Consider the following 18,915-nt stretch of genomic DNA (forward strand, 5'->3'; position numbering starts at 1 on the left):
ACCTGTTTGGGTCGCTTTTTTTAGCTGCGCTGTTGGTGTAACTGCCTTTTGCGCTCTAACAATGTCTGTCCGGTGGCTGCCTTGTAGGCCCGTGCCAATGCCGACTGGTCAGAATAATCCAGCTGCTCAGCGATCTCGCTCAACCCCATTCCCTGTTGCAACAGCAGCTCGCAACGTTTAATCCGCTGCTGTTCCAGCAGTTTTTTAAATGAGGTGCCATGTGTGCTGAATAAGCGTTGCAAACTCCGTGTCGACATCAGCAACTGCCGGGCAAGCTGTTCAACTTTAATGGCCTGATGCCGGGTACGGAGCTGTTCGGCAATCATTTGCTGGGCCTGTTCCAGATGATTCTCAACTAGTGGCTTGGCTGCAATGGCCTGTTCTGCCTGATGCACCAGCAACTGTAACAGCATAGGATCTGCCTGCTCAGACCGATGTGCCAGTCCTTGTAAATCCAGTTCTATGCCGTAGTAGGCTTGGGAAAATTTCACCTCGCTGGCGAAAAACTTTTGATAATGCATTTGTCCCCTATCGGGCGCATGGACAAAGCGTACACAACGGACTAACAGTTGATGATCCTGTAAAATGACACGTCCCAACTGCACCATCGCGGCCATGGTCAGTTCATTTAGCAGATTATATTTTTCGTCCAGATAGGCCCAGTATAATTCAATACTGCATTCATGCTGCTTCAACTGCAAAGGTACAAACTCACCGCCATCAACCACCAGTCGTTGAAAACGCATGATATGGCAAATCATTTCCGCAACGCTGCTGCTCCGCGAAGCCATATAACCGAGCACACCAAAATGTTCTGGGCGAATGACTTGTACAATCTCGAAAATCAGCTGCGGACAGTTTAAATACTGCCGGGTTGTTAAAAGAAGCTGATTCAATAATTCTAGAGGCACTTGTGTGGCAAAAGGCTGATCAATCAGGGGGACAAGCACTTCATGTAGTTCTTGCAGAAAGTCAGCTTCCAAAGGCTCAATTTGCAGACCGCGCAGATAGGTCGCCCAGAGTTGAATATAACCATTGGATATTTTAATTTCTTGCATGCGCACTTCTCGCTGCCTGCTTTAGTCTGAGCAGTTTTATTTTCATTTGGCATAAAATGTATAAAAATTGGCAAGCTATGTCAAAACAATTACAGGATTCCCCGACATACTGTTCGCATCATCATAAAAAAGAACGTACAAGATGAATGCAGTATTAAAATCTTTGATAAAGCCCGTAGTACGGACCCAGCTTGATTTTAAACTGGATGAAATTCCACGCTACTGGTTGGGCGGCGATCCCTTTCTGACCCGCATGTTCGATGCCCTGAGCCTGACCTTTCCTGATGGTGAGCGCTATTTTATTCAGAGTGTACGCCTGTTCCGCGATCAGATCACAGACCCGGAACTGCAGCAGCGTGTTGCAGATTTTATTCGTCAGGAAGCGCAGCATGGCATGACCCATGAAAAAATGAATCAGCTGATGCGCGAGCAAGGCATGCCCGTAGATCAGTTCATTCAGCGCCTGAATTACATGATGAATTACGACTTGAAAAACCGCTCACCTGAATACAATATCGCGGTAACTGCTGCCGCAGAGCATCTGACTGCGCTAATGGCCGAGACTTTTTTTGGACAGAAAGATACGTTAAGAGATGCCCATCCTTTTGTTCGTGCCATGTTTGCATGGCATGCCATTGAAGAAATGGAACATCGTGATGTGGCTTTTGATGTGATGAAAGATGTAGCAAAAACTCCAGAGCTTCTGCGAAAATATAGCTTGGTGATTACTACCCTGCTCATGTTCAGCTTTACCATATACCGCGCCAATATCATGCTTAAACATGATGGATTCACGCCATTACAACGTTTACAAATGAACTTAAAAGGACTGCCCTGGTTTTTTGGCCGTAACGGGAAATTGACCCGTATGGGTACACAATATCGGGACTGGTTTAAAAAAGATTTCCACCCTTCCCAGCATCCGGTAATTGCCCAATATGATGTCTGGGTAAAAACTCTAGCCGAAACCAATGATCCTATTCAGGCCGGTGAAGCCTTCTGGCAGGCTGCCAAAGATTAAGTTCAAATCAAAAAGCCTTCAAAATTGAAGGCTTTTTTTATGTCTTATGCCTGTACATTTACCACTTGGCATAATGCTGTTCAAGCAAGGCATATTCATTTAGTAAAATAATTTCCTGATCATCTTGCTGAATCGTTCCGGAAACCTTGGCTTGCCACTGACTAAACTGGCTCCCGACCAGACGCAGGTTTAGATTTTCATAACGGCGCCAGCCTGTGCTGACCATCAGATTCAATCTTTCATCCAGCGACTGAATCGTCCATTGGTTTTCCGATTCCTGCTGGAACAGCACATCGGCCAGTGGATAAATTTTTCCATTGACCCACAGACAGTTCTCGTTGCCAAAACTTTCATTCACGCCCGAAGCCAGATTAAGCCCAATCCGGTTATGGTTCACATCCCAGAAATTACAGGACAGCCAGAACCAGGCGGTTTCCGGGCGTAAAAAGCCACACGTATCATCTAATGAGGCAAAGCTGCGTTCATTAAACTGGATGGTTTGTCCCTGCTTGTTAATGAAAAAGCCTTCACAGCCCAAAGTGGTCAGTTTCTGGGTATAGGTCCAGCCATTGATGCCAGTCGGACTGCACATACTCAGTGGATCGGTTCCAGCACAGAAAATTCGGGCACTGAGTTTAATTTCACCATATTTGCTGACATTGATATAACGCACGCCGTTGGCATGCTGAATATCGATCTGAAAAGGTGACTTGTGAAAATAACTATGATTAAACAGCGGCTGTTCATCCAGCACAGTGTTACGGGACAGGAAATTAATCGCATTCCATTCCAGCACTTCATTGGTCATATGGTTATAGACATAAACAAAGCCATGCCCTGCCCATGCAATATCGGCGATCGCCAGTCCAATGGTATAATGTTCGTGCTGAATACTACAGAATTTGAATTTCTTATATTTTAAATGCTTACGCCAGCCTGACAGCACATGACCATAAGGATTTTTGTATTGATATGCCTGATAGTCAATACTTTTTGGAAGCTCCTTGAAACGTCCATAACGCGGTTGTCCATTTGCCTGAATTAAATCCATTTAAGACATTCCATCTCAGTCAAAACTGTTTTTTCCTTGACAGTATTATGCCAATTATTAAATTTTGATAAAGTTATTTTTTAAACCGCTTATCGAATCCTTCAGCCGGAAGAAACTTCCTCTTTTATAGACAACTTTAAATGGTGAGATAGGTATTTTCCCAGTGATTGTCACTAAAGCTGCCTTCTACCAGTTGGACATAGCGGCCATAGACCTGATCAATTGCAAGACAGCCATCTACATCCAGTACACGGTCGGTATGCTGTTTTTGCCAGTGCCGGGCGAAGTAGGCTTTACCGCGCTGTTTAGCGACCATGGCATTCTGTGCAACTATCAGCACATAACGATGCAGCTCGCCAAACTCGTGTGGATCATAACCACCCAGATTAATCAGCCAAAGTTTTTCATCGGCCGGATTCGGAGCAGCATCAGTGAATTGCAACGCATAGGATTTACCCTCGAACTCCAGCCCGTTAATTTTTGCCCAAGCATCAATATGCAGACCTTTCTGCTCCGCAAACCAAGCATTTTTCAATTGCGGATAGGTATCTTCCAGACTCTCTCCTACAGCCAGAACCACATCATGAACTTCTGTATTGGCACGGGCATGACGGCCACCAAGCATCACAATAAACAGGCTGGGCATAGTATTTCCTTATTCGCGTCGATCTTTCAAAATGAATGGATGTATGTCGACCAGTATAGCGCAAAGCCATTTTGTAATTATGGCGTCATCTTCCAGAGTTAGATTGACAGGCTGAGGTATGAATTTATGCAAAACAGTTTGCGGAATCGTTATCTATATAAGATCAGTTTTATTGCTTCTCAATTCACTCTCAGGCTAGAAAAGTCTTTTTCAGGGGATACATTTCGCTAGTGGCTCATTTCCAAGCATTTACATCGGGATTTGCAGCCGCAGAAGGATTATTTTTTGTACAAAACACAAACACGGCTAAACTGCACAAATCTGTACGAATTTTCGCCCGAATTTCAATATGAAAGCATATTTCGTTGACTGAAAAGCGCTGAAGGACGATACTCTCAATGTTTTTATTTAAGCAAATCGGTTCAACGAGGCTGAGCCAAAAGTTCGGGCCTCAGAAACTCAATCCAACGCAAGGGGCTATATATGGCTGGTGGAAAGTCACAAATCATTTACACACTGACTGATGAGGCGCCACTACTGGCGACTTACTCACTGCTGCCGATCATTGAGACCTTTACTAAGCCTGCTGGTGTAGAGATTGTTAAAACTGACATCTCTGTAGCTGCACGTGTGCTCGCAGAATTCTCTGACTATCTCAGCGATGAGCAAAAGGTAACTGACAACCTCGCAGAACTAGGTCGTCTTACACAAGATCCAGACACGAACATTATCAAACTCCCGAATATCAGTGCGTCAGTTGCGCAGTTGACTGCTTGTATTAAAGAACTTCAATCGAAAGGCTATGCGATTCCTGACTATCCTGAGAATCCAGCAACTGAAGAAGAACAGGCACTTAAAGTACGTTACAGCAAATGTTTAGGTTCAGCAGTTAACCCTGTTCTACGTGAAGGTAACTCTGACCGTCGTGCACCAGCTGCAGTTAAAAACTACGCGAAAAAACACCCACATTCTATGGGTGAATGGAAGCCTTGGTCACAAACTCACGTTTCTCACATGCAAGAAGGCGACTTCTACCATGGTGAAAAGTCAATGACTTTAGACCGTGCACGCAATGTGAAAATGGAATTGATCACTACCTCTGGTGAAACCATCGTTCTTAAGCCAAAAGTTGCGCTTCTAGACGGCGAAATCATCGACTCAATGTTCATGAGCAAAAAAGCACTTTGCGACTTCTATGAAAAAGAATTAGAAGATTGTAAAGAAGCTGGCATCTTGTTCTCTTTACACGTGAAAGCGACCATGATGAAAGTTTCACACCCGATCGTATTCGGTCACTGTGTGAAGATTTACTACAAAGACGCTTTTGAAAAGCATGCGAAATTATTCGACGAACTCGGCATTAACGTGAACAACGGTATGGCGGGTCTTTACGAAAAAATCGAAACGCTTCCGACTTCTTTACGTGAAGAAATCATCGAAGATTTACATGCGTGTCAAGAACACCGTCCTGCTCTTGCGATGGTTGACTCAGCAAAAGGCATCACCAACTTCCATTCTCCAAACGACGTTATTGTAGATGCATCTATGCCTGCAATGATCCGTACTGGCGGTAAAATGTGGGGTGCCGATGGCAAGCCTTATGACTGTAAAGCGGTAATGCCTGAATCTACATTCGCGCGTATTTACCAGGAAATGATCAACTTCTGTAAGTGGAACGGCAATTTCGACCCACGTACAATGGGTACTGTGCCTAACGTTGGTTTGATGGCTCAAAAAGCTGAAGAATACGGTTCACACGACAAAACTTTCGAAATTCCAGCAGCGGGTGTTGCAAACATCACTGACCTTGAAACTGGCGAAGTGTTGATGTCTCAAAACGTGGAGCAAGGCGACATCTGGCGTATGTGTCAGGTGAAAGACGCACCAATCCGCGACTGGGTAAAACTTGCTGTAACGCGTGCACGTAACTCTGGCATGCCAGCAATCTTCTGGTTAGACCCGTACCGTCCACACGAAAACGAATTGATCAAGAAAGTTCAAACTTACTTGAAAGATCACGATACAGACGGTCTGGACATCCAGATCATGTCTCAAGTACGTGCGATGCGTTATACACTTGAGCGTGTTGCGCGTGGCCTGGATACTATTTCAGTAACTGGTAACATTCTACGTGACTACCTGACTGACTTGTTCCCAATCATGGAACTTGGTACTTCTGCGAAAATGCTTTCTATCGTGCCTTTGATGGCTGGTGGCGGCATGTACGAAACAGGTGCAGGCGGTTCTGCGCCTAAACACGTACAACAGCTTGTAGAAGAAAACCACTTACGCTGGGATTCTTTAGGTGAATTCTTGGCTCTTGCTGTATCTCTTGAAGAGCTTGGCATCAAAGAAGACAACGCACGTGCGAAACTTCTTGCGAAGACACTTGACCAGGCAACAGGTCAACTTCTTGACAACGACAAGTCTCCTTCACGCCGTACTGGTGAACTAGACAACCGTGGCAGCCATTTCTACCTTGCTAAATTCTGGGCTGAAGCACTGGCTGCTCAAGACGAAGATGCTGAACTTAAAGCGAAATTTGCGCCGATTGCTCAAGCACTTGCTGACAACGAAGCGAAGATTATTGCTGAGCTGAACGAAGTTCAAGGTAAATCTGTAGACATCGGTGGTTACTACGCAGTAGATCCAGCGAAAGTGGGTGCAGTAATGCGTCCAAGCGCTACATTAAACTCAATCCTTGAGTCTTTTGCTGCGTAATCGCATGAAAGCTTAAAGATGATTTAAAAAACCGGTCCTTGGGGCCGGTTTTTTTATATCTTGAGTTTTTCACCTAGGGATTTATGCAGGTACTTATTTGCCAAAGTAATCGGATATTCCAAAACACAAACAATTTAAAAGGTACAGTTGAAATGATGCATCATTTTAATTTTTATAAATTTCAGGCAATAAAAAACCCCAAGACTGAATATGCTTGGGGTTTTTTAGAATTTTGGTCCCGAGGGTCGGACTCGAACCGACACGTCATCTCTGACAGCGGATTTTGAGTCCGCCGCGTCTACCAATTTCACCACCTCGGGAGTGGATGAAAGGTATAATACGCGATTTCTCAGCACTGTCAACGCAGAATATTTACATTTGTTTAATTTTAAAACAAATGGCATTTTTTCGTTTTAAAATCGAGCAATTCCCGCCATAAAAAAGAAAAAAGTTTATACTAGCCGCAGTTTTTTTAGCGTAAATCATCATGCAACTTTCTGATTTTAATTTTGATCTCCCCGATGAGCTGATTGCTCGTTATCCACTGGAAACCCGTAGTGCCTCCCGTCTGCTTCACCTCGATGCCCAAGGTCAATATCATGACCATCAGTTTACTGACATTCTCGATTTACTGAATGAAGGCGACTTATTGGTCCTGAACGATACTAAAGTGATGAAAGCCCGCCTCAAAGGTAAACGTGCCTCAGGGGGTGCAGTCGAAGTTCTTGTTGAACGTATGATGGATCAGTTCATTGCACACTGTCATATCAAAGCTAGCAACTCACCTAAAGCAGGTGCAGAACTATTTATCGGACCCGATGCAGTGACAGTAACCGTACAAGGCCGTCATGAAAACCTGTTTATTGTTGAATTTTCTCAACCGATTCTAGATGTGCTGGATCAATACGGCGCCCTGCCTATTCCACCTTACTTTAACCGTGAAGCAGAGGCAATTGATACAGAACGCTATCAAACTGTCTTTAACGACCCGACTAAAATTGCCAGCGTTGCCGCCCCGACCGCATCATTGCACTTTGACGAAGATTTATTGAAAAAGCTGGGAGAAAAAGGCATTCAAAAAACTTTCGTAACCTTGCATGTTGGCGCAGGTACATTTTTACCGGTGCGCACCAGCGATATTGAAAATCACATCATGCACAGCGAATGGTGCCAAGTGTCTGATGCATCTATGGAGCTGATTAAAGCCACCAAAGAACGTGGCAATAAAGTGATTGCTGTAGGTACCACAGCCACACGCGCAACTGAAAGTGCAGCTCAGGCCAATGGCGGTGAACTCAAAGGCTGGACCGGTGATACCCAGATTTTCATCTATCCGGGTTATCAGTTCAAAGTCGTCGATCGTTTGATTACCAACTTCCATCTTCCAGAATCAACCCTGTTAATGCTGGTATCTGCCTTATCTAACCGTGACAATATTCTGGATGCTTACAAGCATGCGGTAGACAGCAAGTATCGCTTCTTCAGTTATGGCGATGCCATGCTGATTGATCAGGTGAAATAACTGAGAGCTATTGCCCATGCCGATCGAGTCTGTACAGCAGTCCATTCATATTCGCCGCAAGAAAAATGCAGTGGTGTTTAAAAATATCGATCGGCTGTGGCACTTATCGAGTGATGCCAAAAGCCATCAGGACATTCTTAATGGCTTGCATCCATGGCAAGGCTCAATTTCTCTAAAATTTGAAAACACCCTACCGTGGTTCTTGGCACTCTTTGGTTTGATGCAAGTATTCAGCCTTATCATTGCACCGCACAATTTCTGGCTGCAATGCAATTTTGCCTTGGGTTTTGGCATGTTGTTTTGGGCCTATCTGATTTATGAGCAAGAGTGCTACATCAATGATGTAATTGATTATTTAGAAGAACGTGTGCTGACACATAAATATCACCTCCACTTTCAACAACAGCCACAACATATTTCAATGCCACTTAATCCTCGGCAATTTATTGGCAATTTAAAACGCCTTTTTCCTGTTTTTGAACGTGGCTCATTACGCAATGACATCTCACGTTATGCCAGTACCACATGGTTAGATGAAAATGAACAAGAACACCAAGTCTTGTTGTTTGAATACCACTATGTAGATGAAATTAAAACCATTGATAAAAATGGCAATACCGTCAAACTCATTGAACAACATAAAAATTTGTGGGGTGCATTTGTCTTTGATGTCTCTGTGCAAGGGCTTGCCATTAGCACATCAAGACGTCCCTTCCCCTCACCTTATCGCCATCCTTGGCATAGCAGTGATATACGCACCAATCAGCGTTTAAAATTTTATGGCACAGATCCCATGCAAATGGCAAAACAGCTTAGTCCAGGTTTTGTGCTCCGATTAAGTCAATTTTTCCAATACCGTGAAGGCGATCTTATTTTTCATCCCCAACAACGTGTGCTGTGCTATTTAGGGCCACATGACATTTTTAATGCGCCTGAACGCAAGCAAAATATCCAAGATATTTCTGCATTGCGTGGACACCTGAGAACGTTTAAATTAGTAGAATTGGAAAAACTACAAACTGACTTGGTTCAGTTTTTAAAATAATTATTTTTCTGGGGACTGCTTTTATGGGATTTATTGTTTTTGTCATTATCCCGATTCTGGTGATTGTTGCCATTATCATGATCCGCAACAGTATTGTCCGTCATCATAACGCCACGATTCGGGCCTGGTCAGATGTTGCCAGTTATGAACGGCAAAAACTGAAAATTCTGGACGGGCTGCAACCACTGGTTGAACAATACTCGAGTTTCGAAAAAGGCACGCTAGAAAAAGTGACCGAGCTGCGTCAAAACATCATGAACCTGAATATCAAGGATGCTGACATTGGACAGTTACAGCGCATTGAAAGCCTGAATAAACAGCTGATGCATAGCCTGAATGTGGTGATTGAAAATTATCCGGAGCTGAAAGCCAATGATATTTATCTGAAAATGATGGCTGAAATTGAAGAACAGAATGAAAATGTCGGTGCTGCGATTACCATTTATAACCGTAATGTCGAGCTGTTTAATAACCAGATCCAGATTTTTCCGCACAACATCATTAACAATATGCTGCTCAGAAAAAAAGTGGTACGCCCTTTCCGCGATCAAAGTGTGACCCAGAATTTTGATTACCGTCCGAACTTTCACTGAATGAGCAGCACCTTGATCCGGGAAGAGATTATTTGCTCTTTATCGCAGCTTTCTGTGAACTTACGCATTTCACCTGATCTTTCATTTATTAATCGATAAATAAAATTACAGAGCGAATGCTCTACAATGCTGGCGTTTAGCATAAGAATCAAGGAAAATAGCGCCCTTTACATTGAACAATCAGCGAACTGTTTTTTCGCCTTGATGTGGAACTCCTATGAAGTTTGAAAAGTTAGCGCAATCCGGTCGTGCCCGTCGTGGTCGTTTGACGCTTGAACATGGTGTGGTAGAAACTCCAATGTTCATGCCTGTCGGTACTTATGGTACGGTCAAAGGCATATTGCCGCGTGATGTCAAAGAGATCAAGTCTCAGGTCATTCTGGGCAACACTTTCCATTTGTATTTACGTCCAGGCCTTGATGTGATTCGTGAACATGGCGGCCTGCATGAATTCATGAAGTGGAACAATCCTATTCTGACCGATTCAGGCGGCTTCCAGGTTTTCAGTCTGGGCGCAATGCGTAAAATCAAAGAAGAAGGCGTAACCTTCCGTTCACCAATCGACGGTTCAAAAGTATTTTTATCTCCTGAAATTTCAATGGATATTCAGCACACGCTGAACTCTGACATTGTGATGATTTTTGATGAATGCACACCCTATCCGGCCACACATGAAGAAGCGCAAAAATCGTTGCAGCTGTCTTTGCGCTGGGCGAAACGCTGTAAAACCCAGCATCATGACGTACTGAAAAACCGGAATGCTTTATTCGGTATTATTCAGGGCGGCATGTATGAAGATTTACGTGATGAATCTTTAAAAGGCCTGCTAGAAATCGACTTTGATGGTTATGCGATTGGCGGTCTGTCCGTGGGCGAGCCAAAAGAGGAAATGATCAAGGTACTGGATTATCTTCCAGAAAAAATGCCGGCAGATAAACCGCGTTATCTAATGGGTGTCGGTAAGCCAGAAGACATTGTGGAAGCGGTGCGTCGCGGTGTCGATATGTTTGACTGCGTGATGCCAACCCGAAATGCACGTAACGGTCACTATTTTGTGACAGACGGCTTGGTGCGGATCCGTAACAGCAAATATCGTCATGACCAGAGTCCACTCGATCCGCATTGCGACTGTTATACCTGCCAGAATTTTACCCGTGCCTATTTATTCCATCTTGAGAAATGTGGGGAAATGCTCGGCTCGATGCTCGGTACGATTCATAATCTGCGCTATTACCTGCGTTTGACTGAAGCCATGCGTGATGCATTAGACAACGGTACATTTGACGAATTTGTCCATGACTTTTATACCCGCCGTGGTCTGGAAGTGCCACCTTGTCCGCAAGATTAATCCATCAGCATTTGCGCTGAGGAAAAAGACAATGTAAATTGCAGGAATATGTCAATTTATTATCCAGTTGATCACCAGTTTTTTTATTTTAGGAAAATGTAATGAGCCTTTTTATTTCGACTGCTCACGCTGCAGGTGAAGCTGCACAACAACCAAGCATGATAGCGAACCTTTTGATGATTGCTGTTTTTATTGCAATCTTCTATTTCTTGATCTGGCGTCCTCAATCTAAACGTGCCAAAGAACACCGTGCTTTGGTTGAAAGTCTGGGCGTTGGCAGTGAAGTAGTATTTGCAGGCGGATTAATGGGCAAGATCACCAAGATTGAAGGTGACTTCGCAGTGGTTGAATTGAGCCGCGGTGTAGAAGTCAAAGTTCAACGTGCAAGTGTAATCTCAGTTCTACCTGAAGGCACTTTAAATAACCTTTAATCAAAAATAGTCGTGCCCTCGCACGACTTTTTCATTTTAAGAAGAAAACGAATGCGTTACCCAGCATGGAAATATGTACTGATCCTGGTTGTTCTGGTGATCAGTACTTTATATGCCCTGCCAAGTTTGTATCCAGATGAACCTGCTGTACAGATTTCGGGTGCCAAAGCCGGTACTCAAATTGATGCAAGCATCGTACAAAAAGCAGAGCAAATTTTAAAAACTGAAAATATTGCCACTCATGACAATAGCTTTAGCAACAATGCGGCCCTATTACGTGTAGATTCAAGTGAAGCGCAACTTAAAGCCAAAGAAGCTTTACGTCGTGGTTTAGGTGATGAGTACGTGGTTGCACTTAACCTCGCCCCAACCACCCCAGAATGGCTGCAAAAAATTGGTGCCAAGCCAATGAAGCTTGGTCTGGATTTACGTGGTGGTGTTCACTTCTTGCTTGAAGTGGATATGGACAAGGCCATTGCCCAGCGTATGGAAACCTCTGCGACGGATCTCCGTCGTCAGTTACGTGATAACAACCTGAAATTTAATAGCCTGACTTTAAGCAACAACACCATTGTGATGCAGTTTGCCAACAATGATGATCGTGCTGCAGTGATGGACTTCTTGCGCCGTAACGGCAATGAGTTTACCCAGCAGGCTGTTGCAACCAGTACCGGTTCGACCTTACGTCTGAACTATACCGATGTGCGTAAGCAAGAAATTGAATCTTATGCAGTCAACCAGAACTTGACCACCTTACGTAACCGTATTAACGAGTTAGGTGTGGCTGAAGCACTGGTTCAAACCCAAGGCAGTAACCGTATTGTGGTTGAGCTTCCGGGTGTGCAGGATACAGCTGAAGCGAAACGTGTCCTTGGCCGTACCGCGAACCTCGAGTTCCGTCTGGTATCTGACCTGAATGATCAATACATCGATCCATATACCGGTCAGGCTACAGGTGCATTACCACCGGGCACAGAAGTCTTTGCCTATGAATCACTGGACAGTGGTCGTCAGCTCCTTCTGAACCGTAACCGTATTTTAACTGGTGAACGTGTTCAAAATGCATCCAGTGGTTTTAGCCAGGACACTGGCGGTGCAGAAGTGAACATTACGCTGGACAGCGCAGGCGGCAAGCTGATGTCGGATGCGACCCGTAATGCGGTTGGTAAACGTATGGCAGTGCTGTTCATCGAAAACAAACAGCGCATTAACTATGTGGAAGACCCGGCAACTGGCACTCAAACTGAAGTCCGTACGCCATATACTGAAGCTGTCGTGATTAATGCTGCGACCATTCAGGCGGTATTAGGCTCTCAGTTCCGTATTACCGGTCTGGACTCGCCACAGGAAGCGGCTGAACTTGCATTAATGCTTCGTGCAGGTGCGTTGGCTGCGCCAATGTACTTTGTTGAAGAACGTGTGATTGGTCCAAGTCTGGGTCAAGAGAATATCGACAAAGGGGTGCTTTCAACTCAGATCGGTTTCCTCTTGGTTGCCATCTGGATGGTGGTGTTCTTCCGCGTATTTGGCCTGATTGCCAACTTTGCCCTGATATTTAACCTGGCAATGATTCTGACAGTCATGTCTTGGATTGGTGCGTCCCTGACCCTGCCGGGTATTGCCGGTATTGTGATTACCATTGGTATGGCGGTCGATGCCAACGTACTGATCTGTGAACGAATACGCGAAGAAATGAAATGGGGAGCTTCGCCAAAACAGGCGATTGTGGCCGGTTATGACCGGGCCTATAACACCATTTTTGACTCGAACTTGACCACCTTCCTGGTAGCATTCATTCTGTTCGCGATTGGTACAGGTCCGATCAAAGGCTTTGCCGTGACCTTAATGATTGGTATTGTCTGCTCGATGTTTACTGCCATTACAGTAACACGTGCAATCGTACAGATCATTTATGGCAAAAAACGTAACTTGAAAAAGTTGAGCATTTAAGGAGATCAATGATGACTGAAAATACTCAACTGGATCAAAAACAGTATGGTCGCCCGGAAGACGAACGCATTATCCCGTTTATGAAGATTGCAATGCCTGCGGCATTGTTTTCAATCCTCTTAACGGTTGCGAGTATCTTCTTTATTGCCACCAAAGGTCTGAACCTCGGTCTGGACTTTACTGGTGGTGTGGCAGCTGAACTGAATTATGCCAATCCGGTCAAACCGGAACAGGTTTCCCAAGCACTCAGCAAAGCCGGTTTTAATGATGCCGTGGTTCAAACCCTCGGTTCAGAACGTGATCTGATGGTGCGTATGCCCGTACAGGACGATATCGAAGCTGAAGACCTGACTCTAGCGGTTACAGCAGCGGCTCAATTGCCAAATAATCCGGCAGAAGTACCAAAGGTCGATGTGGTCGGTGGTCAGGTGGGTAACGAGCTTTATGTTCGTTCTGCTGGTGCTGTAGCACTGGCGCTTCTGCTAATGCTGGTTTATGTCACCATCCGCTTTGAGTTCAAACTGGCCATGGGCGCCGTGTTGTCACTATTCCATGACATTATCGTCACCCTCGGGATTTTTGCGATGATGCAGTGGCCATTTGACCTGACTGTACTTGCAGCACTCCTTGCAATCATCGGTTTCTCGCTCAACGATAATATCGTGGTCTCTGACCGTATCCGTGAGAACTTCCGTAAGATTCGTGGTGCAGAGCCGGTCGAAATTGTCAACATCGCCCTGACTGAAACCTTGCGTCGTACCATTCATACTTCTATGACCTTATTGCTGGTGGTGCTTGCCATGATGCTGATAGGCGGTGATGGTCTGAAATGGTTCTCGATCGCGATGTTTGTCGGTGTCTTTGTCGGGACCTATTCATCCATCTATATCGGTACGGCCTTTGCCTTGTGGCGTGGTCTAAACCGTCAGGACTTTATTGTTCAGGTGAAGCCAGAATTTGAAGACGAGAACCCGATTCCATAATCAGTTCTGTTTGCATGTTCATTGTTCAGCCCGTCTTAAGATGGGCTGAATTATTTCTGCTATTTGAACATACTGGCCGTGGGAATAATCGCAATGACGGGATGAATTTTCTCAATATCAGTCTTTTGGAAAATCACCTGTCGGTGTTCATCCAGACTTTGAAACTCATAATGATCCTGAGTGTCACTGACCAGTTGCAAAATGAGCTGCAGGCCATTAAGCAGATACACACAAAGAATATCCGATCCGGCCACCTCTGCATGTTTGTCACAGATCAGCCACCAGCCCGGTTTTAAGCTGGGGACATAATACGGTCCTGCTACCTGAATCGCGTAATGCTGTGCTTGCAGATAAAAAATATCCTGATTGAATGAGAGCGCTGAATCTATAGGAATAAGTGCGAATGCCTGCTGTTGCACCACCTGCATCTGAAATAGTCCACCTTGCTCTGAAAGTGGAGATAACTCTACTTTGGGTTCAGCTGACTGATCTAGAATGAGCGCATCTAGACCCAGTTGTTGCTCCAACTCTCTTGCTACTTTCTCGCCGATCTGGCGTTTGCTATTCAGTAATTGTGCGATATATGACGCAGACAAGCCGAAATGCTCACAGATCTCTTTGCCAGTTTTAAATTGCTGCGTTTCGATCAACAGATCAATGACCTTGGCCAAGTTATTCCGTCTACGTTCAAATATTTCAGTCACACTCATCTCGGTCTGCTGGTCTATTTTTTATGCATATGATTTAGTTAGATTACAATAAAAAAGCCCGCAAATGAATTGCAGGCTTTTTAAACTTACATAATGGAAATTAAGTACCTTGCACCAGACGACGTGCACTGATAATTCCCGGTTGTTGTTCAAGACGGGCCAAAAGTTTGGAAAGTTGTGCCAGACCTTTGACTTCAATCAACAGCTTCATATTGGCAATACCGTCCGCCTCCGAAATGGTATTCACCTGACGGATGTTGATCTGATCCGAGAAAATGACTTGGGTCAGATCCTTCAGCAAGCCGCGTCGATCATAAGCTTCCACCACAATCTGTACGCTCTGACCACGGGTTGGCTGCATTTCCCAGTCTGCTTCTACCGCACGTTCAGGCTCTTGAGAAATCATACGCACATAGTCCGGACAAGCGACCTTATGGATGCTAACCCCCCGATTCAAAGTGATATAGCCGGCAATCGATTCGCCATGCACGGGTTGGCAACATTGGGCAATATGCAATTCCACGTTATCCAGACCATCAATCAGAATACCGTGCGCTGACAGCGTATGACTGGCACGCGGGTTCAGGGCAGGTTTCAGCACCAGCTCAGGCTCATCCTGATCCAGATGCATGTGACGGTTCACCTGATTAATCAGGGCATGCAGGCTGATATCACCATTGACCAGATTGACCAGAATGTCATCGCCAGTTTTGACATTGAAGTGACTACAATAATCATTCAGATCAATCGATTTCGGGTGAATTGCCAGACGTGATAGTTCCTTGTTCAGTACTTCACGGCCAACTTCCAGATTCTTGCTGCGATCTTGCTGGCGGAACCAGTGGCGCAGCTTGTCCCGCGCACGGGCAGTTTTGATATAACCCAGCGAATTAACCAGCCAGTCTCGGTTCGGTTCCCGGTCTTTTTTGGTCAGAATCTCGACCTGTTCACCAGTTTTCAAAGTATAGGTCAGCGGCACATAGCGCTGATTTACCCGTGCGGCATAGCACTTGTTCCCGACTTCGGTATGCACATGATAAGCAAAGTCCAGCACCGTCGAATCACGCGGCAGCTCTTTGATATCACCATCACGGCTAAACACATAGATCTTTTCAAAACCTTCGAAATCTTGAATATGTTCAAAATTCTCTATTTCATCTTCAGATTCTTTATGTGCACTGCTTTCATTACGTTCTTGATAATGCTCAAGCACCGCACGCAAGGAATGCAGACGATGGTTAAAGGAGCGATCTGTGGTTTTTGCACCTTCTTTATAATTAAAGTGTGAACATACTCCAAGTTCAGCTTCCTCATGCATTGCATGGGTACGAATCTGCACTTCAAGTGACTTGTTCTCGGCAATGACCGCAGTATGCAGGGAGCGATAGCCATTGGCTTTCGGATTGGTAATATAGTCGTCAAACTGATGCGGAATGTGGCGCCAGATCTGATGCACAATACCTAAAGTGTGGTAACACTCCGGCACACTTTTCACCAGTACCCGTAAAGCACGAATATCATAGAGCTGGTCAAAGCTCAGGTTCTTGCTTTTCATTTTCCGATAAATCGAATAAATGTGCTTCACCCGGCCGTTAATTTCGGCTTCAATGCCATGCTCGGACAATTCATTGCGTAATTTTTCAATCACAAACTGAATATACTGTTCACGCTCGAGACGCTTTTCATTCAGTAAGGAAGCAATTTCTTTATAACGTTCCGGCGCAAGATAACGGAAAGCCAGATCTTCCAGCTCCCATTTTAGCTGGGCAATACCTAAACGGTGTGCCAGTGGCGAGTAAATGGTCAGAATTTCTCGGGCAACCCGTTCCTGACGCTCACGCGAGGAATTGGCCAGTTCACGCAACGCATAGGTACGTTCGGCCAGCTTGACCAGAACGACACGCACATCTTCGGTGACAGAGATCAGCATTTTGTAAATGCCAGACAGATGCTCGCGCTGGTTATTGTTAAAATGATCTTCCAGACGCTTATTTTTTTCGATCAGCTCGGACAGCTTACCCATGGCAAGCGTACCTTTGACCAGACTATGCACCTGTTCGCCGAACTTTTCCAGTACTTCACCGAGTGGCATGACGCCTTCACGAACAGCACGATACAGCATGGCTGCGGACAAAGTATCTTCATCTACATGCAGATGAGCTAGAATATCCGCCATCTCAATACCGGTATAAAAGGTATTGGAGCGGTGCTGGACCGTACTTTGCAGCTCTCTTTCTAATGTTAAGTGGGCGACTTCTTCGAGCTGCGTTAAAGGTGCGCCATCTAATATGCCACGAACCCGATCCAACCATTCAGTCAGATCCTGGTGTGCTTGTTCGGCATGTTCTACAGTCGTCTCCTGCGACAACTCATTAAGTCGTCCAGGGAGTTGCTCACGTACTGTGACCATACCCTTCTCCTACTTTTAAAAACATCATTTCTTTAATCGTTTATTTGATTTTCTTTTTCGAACAATGCGATTGATTCCACATGTCCAGTATGTGTAAACATATCCATCACTCCCGCCCGGGTGAGACGATAGCCCTGTTGTGCCAATAGTCCTGCATCTCTGGCGAGTGTCGCAGGATTACATGACACATAAACGATTCTTTTTGCTCCAAACTTAGGAATATAGTGCATTACTTCTTCTGCGCCGGCACGTGGCGGGTCGATTAATAATGCATCAAAACCTTGATTTGCCCAAGCATGGTGCGAGAAATCTTTGGTTAAATCTTGTGAATAGAACGATATTTGTGCAATACCATTGTTTTTGGCATTTTCCGCACCACGTCGAACCATTTCCTCACTTCCCTCTACTGCAATCACTTGACCCGATGCACCAACACAGCGCGCAAGCGGCAACGAAAAGTTTCCTAATCCACAGAACAGATCTAAAACCCGCTCTCCCTGTTGCAGTTGTAGCAAATCACATGCCAATCGCACCATTTGCGGATTGATACTTGAGTTCACCTGAGTAAAGTCCAGTGGATTAAAACCGAATTTTACATCAAAGTCATCAAGACCATAGTGTAAGCGTGCAGCGTCCTCTGGCTGATCTATACGCAACAGCCCATCTTTAGCGGCAGGCTGAACATACAGTTGCCAACCTTTCTGTAACGTAAATTCTCGCAATTGGTTGACATCTTCTGCAGATAATTTTGCAGTTTCGCGCACCAGCAGTGCGATCTCTTGATCTCCCATCGCCAATTCTATATGACCGATGTCCGCCTTACCGTTAAGACCTTGCAGTAATTGTTTAAGACGCGTAACCGAACCAAACTCTCGATCCAGAATCATGCAGCGATCAATTGGGATCAGTTTGTTGGACTGGTTCTCACGAAAGCCCACCACTAGCTGTTTTTTGGAAGGCAGATAACGCACACCGATTCGGGCCTTGCGACGATAATCTTCACGTTGTGAACGTAAGGGTAGCAGCCATTGCTTAGGCTGGATTCCAGCAAAATGCTGTAAATGTGACTTTAAGACATTCTGTTTCAACTCAATCTGGGCATCTGGCGCGATATGCTGCATATTGCAACCGCCACAAGACCCAAAATGCGGGCAGATGGGTTCCACGCGAATTTCAGAAGCATCGCCCAGCAATTCAAGGCTGTCAGCTTCTTCAAGTTTTTTGACTTCACGGGTAATGCGGGCACGCACGGTTTCACCTGGCAAGGCATAGCGTATAAAGACTTTCTTGCCATGTTTTTCCAGCGGATGATCCGGATGCGAACCATAGTGAGCAATGCCACGTCCTTCATGTGAAAGTGCTTCAACCTGAAAAATGTACTCGGGTTGCTGGGTAGGACGTGCTTGTGCTCGATATTTCATGAAAA

General features: G+C 45.1%; 15 protein-coding genes and 1 tRNA gene. 9 read left to right on the forward strand and 7 right to left on the reverse strand.

Annotated elements, in window-relative coordinates:
* Positions 1-20: 20 nt before the first annotated feature.
* The gene (locus AY605_RS04065) at positions 21-1,058 is read right to left on the reverse strand and encodes a helix-turn-helix transcriptional regulator (protein ID WP_064095194.1); all 1,038 of its coding nucleotides are present in this window, start codon (positions 1,056-1,058) and stop codon (positions 21-23) included.
* Positions 1,059-1,200: 142 nt separating this feature from the next.
* Between AY605_RS04065 and AY605_RS04070 the strand changes: the two genes are divergently transcribed.
* Positions 1,201-2,079, forward strand: a complete 879-nt coding sequence (locus AY605_RS04070; protein ID WP_064095195.1) for a metal-dependent hydrolase — start codon at positions 1,201-1,203, stop codon at positions 2,077-2,079.
* 58 nt (positions 2,080-2,137) lie between these two features.
* Here AY605_RS04070 and AY605_RS04075 read toward each other — a convergent pair whose 3' ends face one another.
* The gene (locus AY605_RS04075) at positions 2,138-3,130 is read right to left on the reverse strand and encodes a DUF2804 domain-containing protein (protein ID WP_064095196.1); all 993 of its coding nucleotides are present in this window, start codon (positions 3,128-3,130) and stop codon (positions 2,138-2,140) included.
* A 136-nt stretch (positions 3,131-3,266) separates the two neighbouring features.
* Positions 3,267-3,776 (reverse strand): DUF1543 domain-containing protein, encoded by a 510-nt coding sequence (locus AY605_RS04080; RefSeq protein WP_064095197.1) that lies wholly within the window; start codon positions 3,774-3,776, stop codon positions 3,267-3,269.
* Positions 3,777-4,259: 483 nt separating this feature from the next.
* On the opposite strand from AY605_RS04080, the gene AY605_RS04085 reads away from it, so the two are divergent.
* Positions 4,260-6,497 carry an NADP-dependent isocitrate dehydrogenase gene (locus tag AY605_RS04085; RefSeq protein WP_064095198.1) on the forward strand — a complete coding sequence of 746 codons (2,238 nt, stop codon included), beginning with the start codon at positions 4,260-4,262 and terminating at the stop codon, positions 6,495-6,497.
* Between the two features lie 233 nt (positions 6,498-6,730).
* On the opposite strand, the gene AY605_RS04090 is transcribed toward AY605_RS04085, so the two are convergent.
* Positions 6,731-6,817: transfer RNA gene (locus AY605_RS04090), tRNA-Leu, on the reverse strand.
* Between the two features lie 167 nt (positions 6,818-6,984).
* Here AY605_RS04090 and queA point away from each other — a divergent pair.
* The 7 genes from queA to secF all read left to right on the forward strand — a co-directional run bounded on the left by queA (position 6,985) and on the right by secF (position 14,369).
* Positions 6,985-8,019 (forward strand): tRNA preQ1(34) S-adenosylmethionine ribosyltransferase-isomerase QueA, encoded by a 1,035-nt coding sequence (gene queA / locus AY605_RS04095; protein ID WP_064095199.1) that lies wholly within the window; start codon positions 6,985-6,987, stop codon positions 8,017-8,019.
* A 16-nt stretch (positions 8,020-8,035) separates the two neighbouring features.
* On the forward strand, positions 8,036-9,064 hold the full coding sequence (locus tag AY605_RS04100; RefSeq protein ID WP_064095200.1) for a hypothetical protein: 1,029 nt from the start codon (positions 8,036-8,038) through the stop codon (positions 9,062-9,064).
* A gap of 23 nt (positions 9,065-9,087) precedes the next feature.
* Complete coding sequence (locus tag AY605_RS04105; RefSeq protein WP_064095201.1) at positions 9,088-9,657, forward strand: LemA family protein; 570 nt, start codon at positions 9,088-9,090, stop codon at positions 9,655-9,657.
* 217 nt (positions 9,658-9,874) lie between these two features.
* Positions 9,875-11,005 carry a tRNA guanosine(34) transglycosylase Tgt gene (gene tgt / locus AY605_RS04110; RefSeq protein WP_064095202.1) on the forward strand — a complete coding sequence of 377 codons (1,131 nt, stop codon included), beginning with the start codon at positions 9,875-9,877 and terminating at the stop codon, positions 11,003-11,005.
* A 101-nt stretch (positions 11,006-11,106) separates the two neighbouring features.
* Complete coding sequence (yajC, locus tag AY605_RS04115) at positions 11,107-11,436, forward strand: preprotein translocase subunit YajC (RefSeq protein WP_064095203.1); 330 nt, start codon at positions 11,107-11,109, stop codon at positions 11,434-11,436.
* A gap of 51 nt (positions 11,437-11,487) precedes the next feature.
* Positions 11,488-13,386, forward strand: coding sequence for a protein translocase subunit SecD (gene secD, locus AY605_RS04120; RefSeq protein ID WP_064095204.1), 1,899 nt, complete (start codon positions 11,488-11,490; stop codon positions 13,384-13,386).
* An 8-nt stretch (positions 13,387-13,394) separates the two neighbouring features.
* Positions 13,395-14,369, forward strand: a complete 975-nt coding sequence (gene secF / locus AY605_RS04125; protein ID WP_171254909.1) for a protein translocase subunit SecF — start codon at positions 13,395-13,397, stop codon at positions 14,367-14,369.
* A 59-nt stretch (positions 14,370-14,428) separates the two neighbouring features.
* Here the strand turns inward: secF and AY605_RS04130 are convergent, their stop codons facing one another.
* From AY605_RS04130 to rlmD, 3 genes are all read right to left on the reverse strand, one after another.
* On the reverse strand, positions 14,429-15,079 hold the full coding sequence (locus AY605_RS04130; RefSeq protein ID WP_064095206.1) for a S24 family peptidase: 651 nt from the start codon (positions 15,077-15,079) through the stop codon (positions 14,429-14,431).
* Positions 15,080-15,179: 100 nt separating this feature from the next.
* Positions 15,180-17,489, reverse strand: coding sequence for a RelA/SpoT family protein (locus AY605_RS04135; RefSeq protein WP_064095207.1), 2,310 nt, complete (start codon positions 17,487-17,489; stop codon positions 15,180-15,182).
* Between the two features lie 32 nt (positions 17,490-17,521).
* Positions 17,522-18,910: a 23S rRNA (uracil(1939)-C(5))-methyltransferase RlmD gene (gene rlmD, locus AY605_RS04140; RefSeq protein WP_064095208.1), complete on the reverse strand. Its 1,389-nt coding sequence runs from the start codon at positions 18,908-18,910 to the stop codon at positions 17,522-17,524.
* Between the last annotated feature and the right edge of the window lie 5 nt (positions 18,911-18,915).

Origin of the sequence: Acinetobacter sp. SFD (genome assembly GCF_001647575.1) — a bacterium.
Taxonomy (GTDB): Bacteria; Pseudomonadota; Gammaproteobacteria; order Pseudomonadales; family Moraxellaceae; genus Acinetobacter; species Acinetobacter pecorum.